This window comes from Streptomonospora litoralis (genome assembly GCF_004323735.1).
Classification (GTDB): Bacteria; Actinomycetota; Actinomycetes; order Streptosporangiales; family Streptosporangiaceae; genus Streptomonospora; species Streptomonospora litoralis.
On record NZ_CP036455.1, the window covers coordinates 2,637,062 to 2,652,185 of the forward strand.

The following is a 15,124-nucleotide window of genomic DNA, read 5'->3' on the forward strand; positions in this document are numbered from 1 at the left end:
TAAGTTCACGATAGACCGTAAAGCCGGTTCCGCCCAACGCAGAGTTTTAACCAGACACCGGTCGGAATTTGGTGAAAACCGCGCGTTGGATGCGCCAAGCGGCCTGCGGCGGCCGAACGCCGCCCCCGTCGGCCACCGCCACCAGCGAGCATCCGCACCGACTTCCGAGGGCGCAGCCCTCCGCCGCCGTCGCCGCCGCGTTCCCCGAGCCGCCCGCATCGGCGGTCATCCGCGCGACCCGGCAGCGCCCGGTCCACGTGCCGCCTCGTCCAGACGCAGGGCGATCCACCCGGCGGCGCGGCGCAGCACCCGCGCACCGGTGGGGCTGGTGTCATCCAGCACGGCGATGTGGAAGGCGTGCGGCATCGCTTCGTAGACGTCCACCGCCACCCCGCTCCCCGCGGCCGCGGCCTTCTCGGCGAAGCGGAGCGTGTCGTCCAGCAGCACCTCCGCCCCGCCGACGCCCATGAGCAGGGGCGGCAGGCCGTGCAGCGATCCGTGCAGCGGGGACTGCGGCGCCCGGTCCGGGCGGGCGCCGCCCAGGTAGCCGCCGACGAGCCGCGTCAGCAGGGTGCGGTCGACGCCGGGGTCGGTGGCCGCGTTGGCGGCGGCGGAGGGGCCCGAGACGGTCATGTCGGTGACGGCGGAGAAGGTGATCGCGCAGGCGGGCGGCGGGGTACCCGAGTCGCGCAGCGCCAACAGCGCCGACAGCGCAAGTGCTCCTCCGGAGGACTCGCCGAGCACCACGACCCGCTCCGCGGGCACACCCGAAGCGAGTATGCCCCGGTAAGCCGCAAGTACGTCCTCCAACGGCGCCGGATAGGGGGCGTGCGGAGCCAGCCGGTAGTGCACGGCGAACACCGGCAGCGCCGCCGCGCGGCTGAAGCGGTGGGCGACCAGGTCGACCAGCCGCGGCCTGCGGTCCGCGAAACCGCCGCCGTGGACGAACATCACGACGCCGTCCGTCGCCGGCGCGGCGCCCTGTGCCGAGACCCAGACGCCGGGCAGGCCGCCGGTCCCGGGCAGCGCCGGTGCCAAGTCGGCGTCGCCGGGCAGCTCCGGCGGCGTGCCCGGGCCGGAAACCCGGGCCATGTATGCCGCCAGAGCGGCCTCGGTGCCGGGATCGGCGGGTATGCGGTCGAGGTCCATGACCACGGGTCTATCGGCTGCGGGGGTTTTCGACAACGCCGCCGAGCCTGCGCACACCGGCCGCAGCCCGATCCGTCACCCCCGCGCCTGCCCTGCGGGGGCGGCCTCGGAGCGCAGGCGCGACAGCACGCCGGGCAGATCGTCCTCGTGGACCACCGCGAGGCGGCGGGTGGCGCGGGTGACCGCGACGTAGAGGTCGCTGCCGCCGGCCGCCGACGCGGCGAGGATTCCCGCCGGGTCGACGATGACGACGGCGTCGAACTCCAGGCCCTTGCTCTGGGCGGGTGTGAGCACGGCGACGGGGGAGTCCAGCGCCGTCGGTCCGGCGTCTGCCGCGGCCTCGGGCAGCACGGCGGCGACCTCCGCGTGCCTGGCCGCGGGGGCGATGACGGCCGCCCGCCCGTCGCCGACCTCGGCCAGTTCGGCCGCCACCAGCTCGGGCAGCCGTGCCGCCAGACCGCCACCGTGCTCGGCGCCGCCCACGCGCACGGCGCGCGGCCGGGCGCCGCCCTCGCGTACCGACTCCGGTACCTGTTGCTCGGGTGCGATCTCGGCCAGCACGTCGGCGGCGACCGCCATGATCTCCGCCGGAGTCCGGTAGTTCACCAGCAGCCGCTCCTCGTGCAGCCGGTCGCCGACATAGCGGCCCAGCATGTCCGGCCACGAGCGCGCCCCGGCCGCGCTGCCGGTCTGGGCGAGGTCGCCCACCACGGTGAGGGACCTGGCCGGTACCCGGCGCATGACCATGCGCCAGGCCATCTGCGAGAGCTCTTGGGCCTCGTCGACGATCACGTGGCCGTAGGCCCAGGTGCGGTCGGCGGCGGCGCGGTCGGCGGTGGTCAGCGCCGACGCCTCCTCCTGCCGGTCGGCGAGCGACGCGGCGTCCAGCATGCCGTCCTCGAACAGCCCGGTGTACTCCAGCACGCCCTGGGCGTAGCGCTCGGCTTCAGCGCGCCGCTGCCGGGCCGCGCGCTCGCGGGCCTGCTCCTCGCTGCCGTCGGTGCCGAGCAGCTCGGCGGCCTCGTCCAGCAACGGGATGTCGCCCACGGTCCATGCGGAATCGGCCGGACGCAGCAGCAGCCGCCACTCGTCCTCGGTCAAGCCCCGGCCTTCGCCTTCGGCGGCCTGCGCGGCGCCCGCGGCCGCCGAGGCCGACCGCGCGGGATCGCTCAGCAGTTCGCCGACCAGGCGCTCGGGGGTGAGCAGCGGCCACAGCCCGTCCACGGCGGCGCGCACCGCGGGATCGGCCCACAGCGTCTCGCGCGCGTAGGCGGTGTCCTCGTCGGTGCGGAGCCGGGCGTCGGGGTCCTCCAGCTCGAAGCGGTCGGCCCCGTCGGCCGCCTCGACCAGCGCCTCTGCATCGCGCAGCGACTCCTCCAGCCACGCGTCCTGCGCGCGGGCCAGCTCCCACAGCATCTCGTCGACGAACAGCTTGCGGGCCCGGTTGTGGGGCAGGCCCAGCTCGCGGGCCCGATCGCGCAGCGCCGCACAGACGTCGTGGGCGACGCGCAGCTCTATCCCGTCGGCCTTCACCACCAGGTCGCCCTCCGGCACGCTCTGGCGGTCGGCCACGGCCGCCTCCAGGACGCCGGCCATGCGCAGCGACCCCTTGACCGCGGCCGTGTCGGGGGCGTCCTCGGCGGTGGCGGCGATGCCCGGATACATCCGGCCGACGGTCTGCACGACGACGTCGGTCTCGCCGAGCGAGGGCAGGACGCGCCCGATGTAGCGCAGAAACGTCGGGTTGGGGCCCACGACGAGGACCCCGCGGCGCTCCAGCGTCTGGCGGTGGGTGTAGAGCAGGTAGGCCGCGCGGTGCAGGGCCGCGACGGTCTTGCCGGTGCCCGGTCCTCCCTGGACCACCAGCGCGCCGGGCAGGGCGGCCCGGATGACCCGGTCCTGCTCGGCCTGGATGGTCGCGACGATGTCGCCCATCCGCCCGGTGCGTCCCCGGTTCAGGGCGGACAGCAGCGCGGCCTCGCCGACCAGGGAGCGGCGGTCGTCCTCGGTGAGGCCGTCGAGGTCGAAGACCTCGTCGTCGAGTCCGACGACACGGCGGTCGCGCAGGTGCAGGTGGCGGCGGCGTACCACCGAGGACGGCGAGGAGGGCGCGGCCGCGTAGAAGGGGCGCGCGGCCGGGGCGCGCCAGTCGATCAGGATCGGCTCGTGCTCCTCGTCGCGCAGCCCGATGCGGCCGATGTAGCGGCTCTCGGCCGCCGGGCCGCCGGTCTCGACGTCGATGCGGCCGAAGCACAGGCCGTTCTCCACGGAGTTGAGCCGGGCCAGGCGCGCGGCGTCCTCCTCGGCCCGGGCCTCCCGGTCGGCCTGCGCGCCGTAGCCGCCGCTGCCGCCGCTTGCGAAGGTCTCGCTCAGCGCCTGCGCCGTCTGCGTTCGCAGCACGTCCAGCCGGGCATAGAGCCGGTTCACGTAGTCCTGCTCGGCGCGCACGGCCTCTTCGCGCCCATCTTGGCCTTGTGTCATGACTGTGGTAACCTTGTCAATGAGATGTGCGCTCTTAGTCTTGGATTGCGACTGTAGAACGTACCATCGCTGGGATTCGTTCCCATCGTGCGCCGGAATCTCCGGCCGGGCCGGTTCGGAAACGCTTGGCGGCCCTCCGCGAGCGGGCGGATCAAAATCCCCGGCAGAACCCGAACGCGCTTTCGGCCCGTCGACTCCATCGCCTCCCTCAGCCCGCCGCGATGCGCTATGCTCGTACCATGCGAATCGCACCCGCCCGCACCCAGTGGTGGCGCCGCTTCTAGGCGGCGCTCGCAGGTAGGCGATTCCCACACCAGCTCAGCGGCCGCCCGTACCGGCGGCCGTTTTCGCGTTCTCCCGGCCCCGGTCCGGCGCGGTTCAGCCGACCACCGCCCAGCCCAGCGCAAAGGACCGGCCGTGACCCAAGGTTTTGCCACCCCGAACTCCCCGAGCCCCGCCGCGCCCGAGGGCCACCGCACCTCCTACCGCACCGCCGGCGGCGTCGCCGTAGAGCGCACCGCCGCCCCGTGCGACCCCGGCGTCCTCACCGAACTCGTCGCCTCGGTCGAGCACCGCCGCGGCGGCGTGCTGTCCTCGGGCATGGAGTACCCCGGCCGCTACAGCCGCTGGCACCTGGGCTACGTCGACCCCTGCCTGGAGATCGCCGCGCGGGGGCGCCGGCTCACCGCGGCCGCGCTCAACGACCGCGGCCGCGTGCTGCTGCCGCTGATCGCGGGCGCTTTCGCCGAACACGGGCGGGCATCGCACCACCCCGCGCAAGCCGCCGTCGAGGTCACCGTCCCCGAACCCGCGCCGGGGGAGTTCTTCAGCGAGGAGCAGCGCAGCCGCCGCCCCAGCGTCTTCTCCGTACTGCGCTCGATCGTGGCCCTGTTCTCCGCCGAAGACGACCCCCACCTCGGACTCTACGGCGCCTTCGGATACGACCTCGCCTTCCAGTTCGAACCGGTCGAGGCGGTCCTGGACCGCGACCCCGCCGACCGCGACCTCGTCCTGCACCTGCCCGACGCCGTCATCGTGCACGACCGCAAGCGCGAGACCTGCCTGCGCTACACCTACGAGTTCACCGTGCCCGAGGCGCCCGGAGGCCCCGCGGAGCGCGAGCGCCGAGGAGGCACCGCTGCGCTCACCACCCGCGGCCTGGACCGGGCCACCGAGCCCACGCCCGCCGCCGGCGCCGGCGAGATCCCGCCCCAGCCCGAACCCGGCAGCTACGCCCGCATCGTCGCCGAGGCCAAGAAGCGCTTCGCGCGCGGCGACCTGTTCGAGGTCGTCCCCGGCCACCGCACCTACGGCGCCTGCGAATCCCCGGCCCGCTTCTACGAGCACCTGCGCGACCGCAACCCCGCCCCCTACGAGTTCTTCTTCAACCTCGGCGGCGGCGAGTACCTGGTGGGCGCGTCGCCGGAGATGTTCGTCCGCGTCAGCGGCACTCCCGAGCAGGGCCGGCGGGTCGAGACCTGCCCCATCTCCGGGACCATCCGCCGCGGCGAGGACGCCCTCGGCGACGCCGACAACATCCGCGCACTGCTGACCTCCGCCAAGGAGGAGTCCGAGCTGACGATGTGCACCGACGTCGACCGCAACGACAAGTCGCGGGTGTGCGAGCCCGGTAGCGTCCGCGTCATCGGCCGCCGCCAGATCGAGATGTACAGCAGGCTCATCCACACCGTCGACCACATCGAGGGCCGTCTGCGCCCCGGGTTCGACGCCCTCGACGCCTTCCTCACCCACATGTGGGCGGTCACGGTCACCGGTGCGCCCAAGACCTGGGCGATGCGCTTCATCGAGCAGCACGAGGCCACGCCGCGCCGCTGGTACGGCGGAGCCGTCGGGGTCATCGGCTTCGACGGGTCCATGAACACCGGCCTGACCCTGCGCACCGCGCACATCCGCGACGGCGTCGCCACCGTCCGCGTCGGCGCCACACTGCTGCACGACTCCGACCCCGACGCCGAGGAGCGCGAGACCTTCCTCAAGGCCCGCGCGCTGCTGGAGACCCTGGCCCTGGACGACACCGCCGAGGGCGCCGCGGGAGAGGCTCCCGCCGAGCGGCAGGAGCCGGCCGAAGCCCCCGCCGGAGCGGGCATGCGGGTGCTGCTGGTCGACTACGAGGACTCCTTCGTCAACACCCTCGCCGACTACGTCCGCCGCCACGGCGCCGAGGTCACGACCGTGCGCCACGGCTTCGACCCCGCCCTGCTCGACACACTGGCCCCCGACCTGGTCGTCCTCTCGCCCGGGCCGGGCCTGCCCGGCGACTTCGGCGCCGCCGCGCTGCTGGACGAACTGGACGCGCGCCGGCTGCCGGTCTTCGGCGTGTGCCTGGGCCTGCAGGCGATGGTGGAGCACGCCGGCGGCGAACTCCTCACCCTGGACGAGCCGGTGCACGGCAAGCCGGGGCGCGTGCGCGTGACCGGCGGGGACCTGCTCGGCGGCCTGGGTGACGACGGCGGCGACGGCGCCTTCACGGCGGCGCGCTACCACTCCACCTACACCACGCCCGAGCGGGTGAAGGGGTTCACCGTCACGGCGGCGGTCGAGGAAGAGGGCGAGGCGCCGGTCGTCATGGCCGTCGAAGACGCCGCGGCCAAGAGGTGGGCGGTGCAGTTCCACCCCGAGTCGATCCTCACGGCGGCCGTGGGGGAGGGGATCATCGAGCGCGTCCTGCGCATGGCGCGCTGACTCCGTACCCCAGCCGGGCGGCGGGCGCGCACGCGGCCGCCGCCCGGGGCCCACGGCTGCAGGGAGCCGACACGGCCGCCGACAGCGGCGTTGTGCCCACGCACCCCGTATCCCCCATAGGCTCGTCTGCATGGACGTGAAACTTGGCAGGGTCGTGATCACCGGAGCCGCGGGCAACATCGGTCCCACCGTGCGTTCGGGGCTGCGCGAGGACGCCGACCACATCGTGCTGGTCGACACCGCCGACGTCGAGGCCGAAGGCGAGCAGGAGAGCGCCGTCAAGGCCGCGGTCGGCGACCGCGGCGCACTGGTCGAGGCTTTCAGCGGCGCCGACTCCGTCGTCCACCTCGCGGGGGTCGCCGACGAAGCCCCCTTCGACGACCTGCTCGACGCCAACGTACGCGGGACCCTCAACGTCCTCGAGGCCGCCCGCCGGGCCGAGGTGCCGCGCGTCGTGCTGTTCTCCAGCAACCGCGTCACCGGCAACTACCCGATTCACCACCATGTCTTCCCCGACGAGCCGCCCCGCCCGGACGGCCTCTACGGGGTGACCAAGGTGGCCGCCGAGGCCCTGGGCCAGATGTACGCCGACACCTTCGGTCTGCAGGTCGTCGCGCTGCGCGTGGGCTCCTTCGAAGAGCGGCCCACCGAGACCCGCCACCTGGCCACCTGGCTCAGCCCGCGCGACTGCGTCGGATTCGTCCGCGCCGCGCTCACCGCGCCCAACGTGAACTTCACCGCGGCCTACGCCGTCTCGGGCAACGCCCGCCGGTTCTGGGACCTCAGCGCCGGAGAGAACGAACTGGGCTACCGGCCCGTCGACGACGCCGCCCGCTACGCCGCCGACTTCCCCGACGACGACCCGTTCTGGCACGGCGGGCCCCAGGGCGGCGACTTCGCGGGACCCGACGCCGTGCTGCCCCACCTGCGGGAATGAGGTCGCGGCGCAGAGTGTGCGCCTTCAGGCGTTAGGCGAGAAGAGCCCCGGTTAGTACCTGATACATGGGTATTATCGCACTGATACTTGGGATCGTGTTGATCGTCGCCGGCGTCTTCGCTCTGGTACGCCGCCAGATGCTGTGGGGCATCATCCTCATCGTCGTCGGCCTCATCGTCGCCCCGGGCATCGCCCTCTTCGGGTGAGCCGGGGCGCTCTTCGCAACCGACAGGAAACCCGACCGGATCCCTCCCCGAGCCGGCGGAGTGCGCCCGCCTGCGGGCCGCCTCGACGCACCACCGTCACCCCGTCCTCGCAGGTCCCGGAACCGCACGGCGGCCTCCGGGGCCTGCTCCCGGGTGCGCCTCGGCCGCTCGTCGATGCTAGGTTCTGACGGACACGCCCGGGCCGGGGCCGCCCCGGCGCGGCGGTCGCCGCAGTACGAGCAGCGGGCCCACCCGGCCCGGCAATGGGGGAGTAAAGCACGGTGAAGAGCGTCGAGCCCGAGGTCCATGTGATCGCCCGGCCGCAGCTGGACTACGACGAGATCGCCCGCTACCTCGCCGACGTCGGCGGGAACAGCTGGCTGGAGCGCCTGGACCGGGGCGACCTCGACTCCGCTCTCAACGACCCGCAGAACCTCGCCGAGTTCGCCGGACGCCTGTGCTACCGCTCTTGGGAACCCGGCCTCAACCCCAACGTCACCCGGGTCCGCACCGACCAGGACCAGTACCTGGGCAACCTGCTGGCCAGCATGCACGGCTCGGTGCTGGAGCACGTGAGTTTCAGCTTCGTGCTGCACAAGGTGAGTCGCGTACTAACACATGAGTTGATACGACACCGCCCCGGAACCGCGATCTCCCAGGAGTCGCTCCGGTTCGTGCGGCTGGACGACCTCCCGTTCTGGTTCCCCGAGTGGGCCAAGGACGACCCCGAGCTGATGAAGCGCGCCACCGAGATGCTCGACCAGATGGAGCGCTTCCAGCTGTGGATGGCCGAGCACTTCGGCCTCGACGAGGAGGGCGTCAAGTTCGCCGAGAAGAAGCACCGCACATCCTTCATGCGCCGCTTCGCCCCCGAGGGCGTCGCCACCGGCCTGGTGTGGACCGCCAACGTCCGCACCCTGCGCCACACCCTGGAGGCCCGCACCGCGCCCGGCGCGGAGGAGGAGATCCGCCTCCTCTTCGGCAAGATCGGCGAGGCCATGCGCGAGGAGGCGCCGGCGCTGTTCGGCGACTACGAGGTCGAGGACGGCGCCTGGGTGCCGAAGTGGCGGAAGGTGTGAGGGCTGACCTACCCGGGGCTTGAGGGAAGGGCCCGGTTCGGTCCGCAATGGGATATCGGCTTTTTCGATTGCACGGAGGGGTGGGAAGTAATGTCAGTCCACTTGCGTTTCACACATCCTTGGTCATCTCCCCTTCTTCATTCCATTGCTTGTGAGATATGGTTTTCCGGTTCTCGTTGAAAATTCGCTTCTCCGCCATTTGGCCATTTTTGTGCCATTCTATCCATGTTCCGATGGGCCCGCCTCTCGATGTCTGCCCCTCGACTTTTTTCTGGCCATTCGGAAACCATTGAAGCCAGGGCCCGTCTTCGAGTCCATTCTTATATTGGACGATGGCGAGTATTCTGCCATCTTTGTTTGTTTCGACGGTCTCGCCGGTGAAAGGGCGGCCTTCATAGACGGCTATTCCGGTGCCGTCATCCTCGACATCCTCATCGTTGACTCGCATAATCCCTCCTAATCATGGAAGACCTCGGGGTCTGACTGTCCTTGCGGAGTGAATGTCTTTCCAGCGTTCGGGCTAGAGGTGTCTCCCAGGAGTCTAGTGCAACTTCCGCAACAGTGTGCATCCTCGGGGCCGTCGTGGCGCAGCGTGAAGAGGTTGTCGACCCGGAACTCCTTCAATGCCCCCATGGTCGCTGATTCTCCCCTGGCTTCAAGTAGGCCGTTTAGCGCCTTGATCTCTGCATGGCGAAGAGGGTCATCGAATGTCGGATGGATGTGTTCGAAGGCGTCCGGGCTTCCCGGTTCCCCAATTGTATACGGGCCTTCCTCTTCCATTATCCGCAGGCGCTCACCGAGAACCGCGTGCAGGTCGGTCTCGTTGAGAGCAGTGCCGACGCGGCCATTAATTCCCTCTGTAACTCGGCCTGTCCGGAGGTCGATAGCGATCGAATTGACGGCGCCTCTTGTTTTGCCAAGATCCGCCTTCGAATGCTCCCCCTGTTCCACCGAGTCGCGCATGAAGTCGGCGCGGTCGGTTACCGCCGCCCGCATATAGGAATTCACCGGTCGGCCATCGACCGTCTCTATGAGGCCAGCGTCGCCTCGGGTGACTCTGCTCTCATCGAGTTGCTCCAGCACGTGACTTCGAGTGAAGTCCGGGGGCAGCGGATTTGTGCGGAGACCACTCTGTCCTCCTTCTTGCTCGGAGTCCGGCTGGTTGTCGCCGTCCGGGCTCTTCGACTCCGGTTCGTGCGTGGGATCCGGGGCGTTCGGATCAACGGGTTCCTCGACGCCCTCGGGACCGCCGTCCTTGTTCGCAGGCTCTTGGCCGTCGGGGCCATCTTCCTCGGGGATCTCCGGCCGATCGGTTTCCTTCGGCTCGGGTGCGTCCCCGTCGGGGCGCTCGCCGCCGTCCCCTCGCTCGGCATCTACACGGGGCACCGGCGGGCGGTCTCCGCCGCCACCTTCGGGCGGATTGCCCGAGCCCGGTTGGTCGCTTCCACCCGGACCGGACGAAGGGCTTGACGGGCGCTCCGGGGTATCCGGCGCAGGGGAGGGCTTCGGGTCCAGACTGGATGGGTCCGGCGACCCGGTATCCGGCTTGGGGGCGGACGAGGGCGGGCCGTCGGTGTTCGCCTGGATGTCGGGGACGCGGCCGCCGGCCGGTTGGAGTTGTGGGCCGCCGTTCGTGTCGATCGCGGGGGTGAGATCCGCCGGCGCGTTGTTCGGCGTGCCGCTGCCCGAGGGAACCGAGCTGTCGCCGAAGTTCTCCGCCCGGGATAGCGCGTCCTGCAGCCCGCCGGTGGTCGAAGAGTCGATGTCCAGCCCGTCGAGCTTGTTCTGCAGGCCCTGGACCGAGAACCGGCCCGAACCGTCGCCGAGCCGCAAGGCGTCCATGTCCGGGGTGACGTCCGCATCGCCCCCGCGGCCGCCGACGTCGACGTCTCCGCTGCCGCCGCCGACTTTGCGGGCTCCGCTGGCCAGTGCCTTGTACACGCCGGCACCGCCCACGAACATGCTGCCGATGTTGAGCACGCTCTGGGTGATCACATAGCCCGGCCGGTCGCCCCACTCGCGCCAGGGCACGACGGCGTGGGCGAACTCGGTCCAGCCCGAGGAGAAGTTATCCCACCACTGCCCGCCCGAACCGACTCCCCAGCCGTCCTCGCCGTAGAGCCCCACCAGGCTCCCGAGCCCGTTCAGCGTGTCGGTCCAGTTGTCCGCCAGGTTGTTCCCCCAGGCGCCCACGGAGCTCACGCCCCAGCCGTCGTCGCCGTAGAGGCCGACCATGGAGCCGAGGTCCTCGGCGATGCCCACGCCGAAGTCCTGCACACCGTCCCAGACGTCGACGTACCACTCCGCGTCGTGCTCCTGCGGCGTCGCCCACGGCGTCTTTACGCCCGAGAGCGCGTCGGTGAAGCCGTGCGCCTGCTCGTTAGGGCCAAGGGAGCCCTCCTCACCAGGGGCGGTGGCCACGAACGTGGTGCCGTCGAACAGCGCGGTGATGGCGTTGGCGCAGTCGCGCTCGGCGCGCTGGTAGTCGTGCATCGCTGCGAGGATGTCGTTGTTGAGCTGATCCAGCTCGTCGATCTTGTCCTGGTCTTCACGCCAGTCGTCGTCGCCGGCGATCTCCTCCTGGAAGTCCTCGGCGTCGGCCTTGAGCGCCTTCAGGCGCGCCTTGATGGGCCGCACCTCCGCGGCGAAGTCGGCGAGGGCGTCGGCCACCGAGGAGGCACCGGAGTCGAAGTCGTCGCCCTTGGTCGCCACCGGATTGATCGCGGCGAACAGGGTCGGGGCCTCGGGAGCGGAGTAGACGCCTTCGAGCGCTTCCCACGAGGACTTGATGTCCTGCCCGGCCTGGGCGACGTCGGTACCGTCGCTCCTGAGGTTCGTGGCTGCGGCCTCCAACGCGTCGCAGTCCACCTTGGGGACGGGGACGTCGTCCGGCCTGATCACCTCGTGAGTCACAGCGCTGTCACCTGGGGTAGGGGAATCCGGCACACGCAGACCCGATCCGCATGCACGCCCGGGCCGCCGCGAGCCAACCACCTACGGGGTGGAATGGGAACACAACTGTCCGTTTCCGGTCATTCGCCGCTAGCTAGGGGAGAGGGATGCATGTCGGCGGTGACGCTGCATCCCGTGGGCCCGGTCGGCGTCCATTGCGCGGAAATCACCACGTCCAAGGCCGATCCTTGGTGATTTCCGCGCAATGGACGCCGCGAAACCCGACATAAAGGACACCCAGGCGCCCGATCATCACCGAGGCTGTGCCTGGGACCGGTTTCGGCGCCAAAACCGTCTCTGCAGCCGTTCTCGGCGCGCCGTCAGGCGCGCCGCCGGCGGGCACCCTGCCCGATACGCGCGGGCCCGGCCATCCGCCGTCCTCGCTGCCGCTTTTCCTCCAGACCACCCGCCTGCCCGGCAGGCTACAAGGCCGCCCAGCGGGCCCGAGCCGCCGTGTCCGGGGCGCCTTGCCCGAGCCGCTTTGTCCGCCCACCGGGGCGCCTGGTCCGCCTACCGCCACCAGCGACGCATGTAGCGAAGTAATACTAGACGGCTGCGTCGTCCGCGCGGCTTTCACCCCGCGCCCGAATTGCCCGCCCGCGCCTCCGCCTTTGCGATGCCCGCTCGGCAGGCGCGGACGACCTCGCGGTGGTTGCGGTAGCGGGCCAGCAGGTTGTAAGGGCGAGGGGACTCCGGCTCGGGGGTGCCGGTGCCGGCGGTGACGGTGAGGACCTCGCCCTGCGCGCGGCCCGAGCGGTACCAGCGCTCCCAGCGTTCGAAGTCGGGGCTGTGGCGGTGGGCGAAGGCGAACGCCGGCTCGCCCGTGCCTTCGAGGGACGAGCCGTCGCGGCGCCACAGTTCGATCTCGCCGCCGCCGGACGGCTCCGGCCAGGCGCGGGCGGTGACCGTGTCCACCCGCGCCGCACCGCCGTGCGGTCCGGGGCGCACCAGTAGGGCGTCGTCGCCGCGCGTGCGCGGGGGAAGCGGGCGCACGTCCTCCACGGCCGTCAGGGTGATCAGCACCCGCGGCATCCACCACCAGTTCTCCCGGCGCGCCATCAGGCCGTCGGCGCGCAGGCGCGTGGGCGGGTGCTTGACGATCTCCTGTTCCAGCAGGTGGTCGGCGAAGCGCTTGCCCTCCAGGTCGAAGCGGATGTCGACCGGCCCTGAGGCGACCACGGCCGCCGCCGCGTCCTGCGACGGGGGGTCGGACACGGCGAAGGAGGCCCGCCCCGAGGTCATGGTGTCGACCGCGTCGAGGTGGGCCATGGGCAGCGCGACGCACGGCAGGTCGTCCCACACCAGCGGCACCACGGGGATTCCCGCGGGACCGCCGGACCCGGCCCAGCACATTTCCGCGGCGGTCGATCGCCGCCAAACCGTGACCACGTTCTGCAAGGCCAGCCCTTTGTCTGCGAAGAGGCACATGTTAATTTCTGGTGACTTTATTCGATCATCGAGGTTTGTGTCCCGGTCGCTGCGCCTTCAACGGCCGTCCGCAGCACCCGACGGCTCGCCGAGACGCGGCTCGGGCGGGGTGCATACACCGTGTGCCGACGTGTGACGTAAGGACAGCCAATGCCAGCAGCCGTCGTCATGGTCGCGGTCCTGGCGATCTTCGCCCTGGGCTACCGGTACTACTCGGCGTACTTGGCCAAGCGCGTCTACGCGCTCGACCCGTCGTATACGACCCCCGCCCACACCTTCCGCGACGGTATCGACTTCGTCCCCACGAACAAGCACATCGTCTTCAGCCACCACTTCATCTCCATCGCGGGCGCCGCCCCCATCGTGGGCCCGGCGGTGGCGGTCTTCTGGGGCTGGGGACCGGCCCTGCTGTGGGTGGTGGCCGGCACCGTCTTCGCGGCGGGCGTGCACGACTTCGGTGCGCTGGTGGTCTCGGTGCGGCACAAGGCCAAGAGCATCGGGACGCTGGCCGGCGAGGTGATCAGCGCCCGCTCGCGGGTGCTGTTCCTGCTGATCCTGTTCTTCCTGCTGACCATGGTCAACGCGGTCTTCGCGGTGGTCATCGGCATCCTGCTGGACGGCAACCCCGCCGCGGTACTGCCGGTGCTGGTCACCATCCCGCTGGCCATCGGCCTCGGCCAGCTCGTCTACCGCCGCCGTACCGCGGCGCTGCTGCCGTCGATCGTCTGCCTCGTCATCGTCTACGCCTTCATCCCGCTGGGCGTGGCGGTGCCGATCTCGCTGGACGGGGTGGCCGGGGCGCTGGGCATGTCGGCCCAGACCCTGTGGGTGCTGCTGATCTTCGTCTACGCGTTCTTCGCCTCGCGGCTGCCGGTGTGGCTGCTGCTGCAGCCGCGCGACTACGTGAACCAGTTGCAGATGGTGCTGGCGCTGGCGGTCATCTTCCTCGGCGTGGTCGTCGGCTGGGACGCCATCGTCGCCCCGGTGGTCAACGACGTGCCCGCCGGCTCGCCGCCGTGGTTCCCGCTGCTGTTCGTGACCATCGCCTGCGGAGCCGTCTCCGGGTTCCACAGCCTGGTCTCCTCCGGTACGACCTCCAAGCAGCTGGACAAGGAGACCGACGCCCGCTACGTGGGCTACCTGGCCTCCAGCGGCGAGGGCGCGCTCGCGCTGTGCTCCATCCTGGCCTGCACGGCCGGTGTGGTCGCCACCGCCGGCGAATGGAACAACCTCTACACCGACTTCGCCACCGCCTCCGACGGCGCGGTCGGCAATTTCGTCAACGGCGTGGCCGGATTCGCCGGCAACCTCGGTGTGCCGCTGACCGTGGGGTCGGTCTTCGCCGCGATCGTCGTCATCAGCTTCGCCGCCACCTCCATGGACACCGGCGTGCGCCTGCAGCGCTACATCATCCAGGAGATCGCCGAGATCACCGGTTTCCGTCCGCTGGCCCGCAACCTCACCGCGGCGACCGCGGTCGCGGTGCTGATCCCGCTGGCCCTGGCACTCGTCCCGGGCAACTTCGCCTTCGGCACCCTGTGGCAGCTCTTCGGCACCACCAACCAGCTCACCGCCGGCCTGGCCCTGTCCGTGATCGCGGTGTGGGTCACCAAGAACCGCCGCAACCCGGTCGCGGTGCTGGTCCCGCTGGTGTTCCTGGTGGTCATGACGACCTGGGCGCTGATCGTGAACCTGAGCGGGTTCATCGCTTCGGGCGAGCCCATGCAGATGTTCCTGCTGGCGCCGCTGGACGTGGCGATCTTCGTGCTGGCGGTCTGGCTGATCATCGAGGCCGCCATCGCCCTGCGCAAGGCGTTCGCCCAGCGCGGCGCGGTGCAGGAGTCCTCGTCGGCCGAAGAGACCGCGGGCACCGACGAGTCGCAGTGACCGGGAGGTGGGAGCGGCTGCGCAGTGCGTGGCGCCGGATCGAGGAGTTCCACCAGGAGTGGTTCGAGACCCGCTGGCGCCACGTACTGCGCCGCGAGGCCCGCAACCAGCAGGACACGCTGCGGGCGATGCTGCTGCTGCAGACGCTGGGTGTGGAGGACCCCGCCGCCTATGAGACGCTGGATGTAATCCCGTACATGGTCGCCGACCTGCACGAATGGCATCAGCGGATGGGGCGGGAGAACTTCGGCGACCCCGGGGTGTGCTGCTGAGCCCGTCCGGATCCGCCCTCGGCGCTTGCG

At 71.0% G+C, this 15,124-nt stretch carries 11 protein-coding genes; 6 read left to right on the top strand and 5 right to left on the bottom strand.

All coding sequences use genetic code 11. The features are described 5' to 3' along the window. Positions 1–225: 225 nt before the first annotated feature. Positions 226–1,149: an alpha/beta hydrolase fold domain-containing protein gene (locus tag EKD16_RS11410; RefSeq protein ID WP_242677345.1), complete on the bottom strand. Its 924-nt coding sequence runs from the start codon at positions 1,147–1,149 to the stop codon at positions 226–228. Between the two features lie 75 nt (positions 1,150–1,224). After that, positions 1,225–3,630, bottom strand: a complete 2,406-nt coding sequence (locus tag EKD16_RS11415) for a HelD family protein (RefSeq protein ID WP_131098364.1) — start codon at positions 3,628–3,630, stop codon at positions 1,225–1,227. A gap of 417 nt (positions 3,631–4,047) precedes the next feature. Here EKD16_RS11415 and EKD16_RS11420 point away from each other — a divergent pair, with 417 nt between their 5' ends. The 4 genes from EKD16_RS11420 to thyX all read left to right on the top strand — a co-directional run bounded on the left by EKD16_RS11420 (position 4,048) and on the right by thyX (position 8,555). Next, positions 4,048–6,333 carry an anthranilate synthase component I gene (locus EKD16_RS11420; RefSeq protein WP_131098365.1) on the top strand — a complete coding sequence of 762 codons (2,286 nt, stop codon included), beginning with the start codon at positions 4,048–4,050 and terminating at the stop codon, positions 6,331–6,333. 130 nt (positions 6,334–6,463) lie between these two features. Further along, positions 6,464–7,270 (top strand): NAD-dependent epimerase/dehydratase family protein, encoded by an 807-nt coding sequence (locus EKD16_RS11425; protein WP_131098366.1) that lies wholly within the window; start codon positions 6,464–6,466, stop codon positions 7,268–7,270. A gap of 65 nt (positions 7,271–7,335) precedes the next feature. Further along, positions 7,336–7,476 carry a GPGG-motif small membrane protein gene (locus EKD16_RS25335; RefSeq protein WP_165498554.1) on the top strand — a complete coding sequence of 47 codons (141 nt, stop codon included), beginning with the start codon at positions 7,336–7,338 and terminating at the stop codon, positions 7,474–7,476. Positions 7,477–7,757: 281 nt separating this feature from the next. Further along, positions 7,758–8,555, top strand: coding sequence for an FAD-dependent thymidylate synthase (gene thyX / locus EKD16_RS11430; RefSeq protein WP_131098367.1), 798 nt, complete (start codon positions 7,758–7,760; stop codon positions 8,553–8,555). A gap of 109 nt (positions 8,556–8,664) precedes the next feature. Here the strand turns inward: thyX and EKD16_RS11435 are convergent, their stop codons facing one another. From EKD16_RS11435 to EKD16_RS11445, 3 genes are all read right to left on the bottom strand, one after another. After that, complete coding sequence (locus tag EKD16_RS11435; protein ID WP_131098368.1) at positions 8,665–9,003, bottom strand: toxin-antitoxin system YwqK family antitoxin; 339 nt, start codon at positions 9,001–9,003, stop codon at positions 8,665–8,667. 8 nt (positions 9,004–9,011) lie between these two features. Beyond that, positions 9,012–11,468 (bottom strand): YwqJ-related putative deaminase, encoded by a 2,457-nt coding sequence (locus tag EKD16_RS11440; RefSeq protein WP_131098369.1) that lies wholly within the window; start codon positions 11,466–11,468, stop codon positions 9,012–9,014. A gap of 612 nt (positions 11,469–12,080) precedes the next feature. Further along, on the bottom strand, positions 12,081–12,935 hold the full coding sequence (locus EKD16_RS11445) for a hypothetical protein (protein WP_242677346.1): 855 nt from the start codon (positions 12,933–12,935) through the stop codon (positions 12,081–12,083). Between the two features lie 150 nt (positions 12,936–13,085). Between EKD16_RS11445 and EKD16_RS11450 the strand changes: the two genes are divergently transcribed. Both EKD16_RS11450 and EKD16_RS11455 read left to right on the top strand, forming a co-directional pair. Continuing rightward, positions 13,086–14,822 (top strand): carbon starvation CstA family protein, encoded by a 1,737-nt coding sequence (locus EKD16_RS11450; RefSeq protein ID WP_131098370.1) that lies wholly within the window; start codon positions 13,086–13,088, stop codon positions 14,820–14,822. Then, the gene (locus EKD16_RS11455; RefSeq protein WP_131098371.1) at positions 14,819–15,094 is read left to right on the top strand and encodes a cory-CC-star protein; all 276 of its coding nucleotides are present in this window, start codon (positions 14,819–14,821) and stop codon (positions 15,092–15,094) included. Before EKD16_RS11450 ends, EKD16_RS11455 begins: the two co-directional genes overlap by 4 nt. Positions 15,095–15,124 lie beyond the last annotated feature (30 nt).

What these genes read in the sequence shown, in the direction of transcription:
- EKD16_RS11450 (WP_131098370.1), top strand. Translation starts at nt 13,086, where the DNA reads ATGCCAGCAGCCGTCGTCATGGTCGCGGTCCTGGCGATCTTCGCCCTG.
- EKD16_RS11445 (WP_242677346.1), bottom strand. Translation starts at nt 12,935, where the DNA reads ATGTGCCTCTTCGCAGACAAAGGGCTGGCCTTGCAGAACGTGGTCACG.
- EKD16_RS11435 (WP_131098368.1), bottom strand. Translation starts at nt 9,003, where the DNA reads ATGCGAGTCAACGATGAGGATGTCGAGGATGACGGCACCGGAATAGCC.
- EKD16_RS11415 (WP_131098364.1), bottom strand. Translation starts at nt 3,630, where the DNA reads ATGACACAAGGCCAAGATGGGCGCGAAGAGGCCGTGCGCGCCGAGCAG.
- EKD16_RS25335 (WP_165498554.1), top strand. Translation starts at nt 7,336, where the DNA reads ATGGGTATTATCGCACTGATACTTGGGATCGTGTTGATCGTCGCCGGC.
- EKD16_RS11410 (WP_242677345.1), bottom strand. Translation starts at nt 1,149, where the DNA reads ATGGACCTCGACCGCATACCCGCCGATCCCGGCACCGAGGCCGCTCTG.
- EKD16_RS11425 (WP_131098366.1), top strand. Translation starts at nt 6,464, where the DNA reads ATGGACGTGAAACTTGGCAGGGTCGTGATCACCGGAGCCGCGGGCAAC.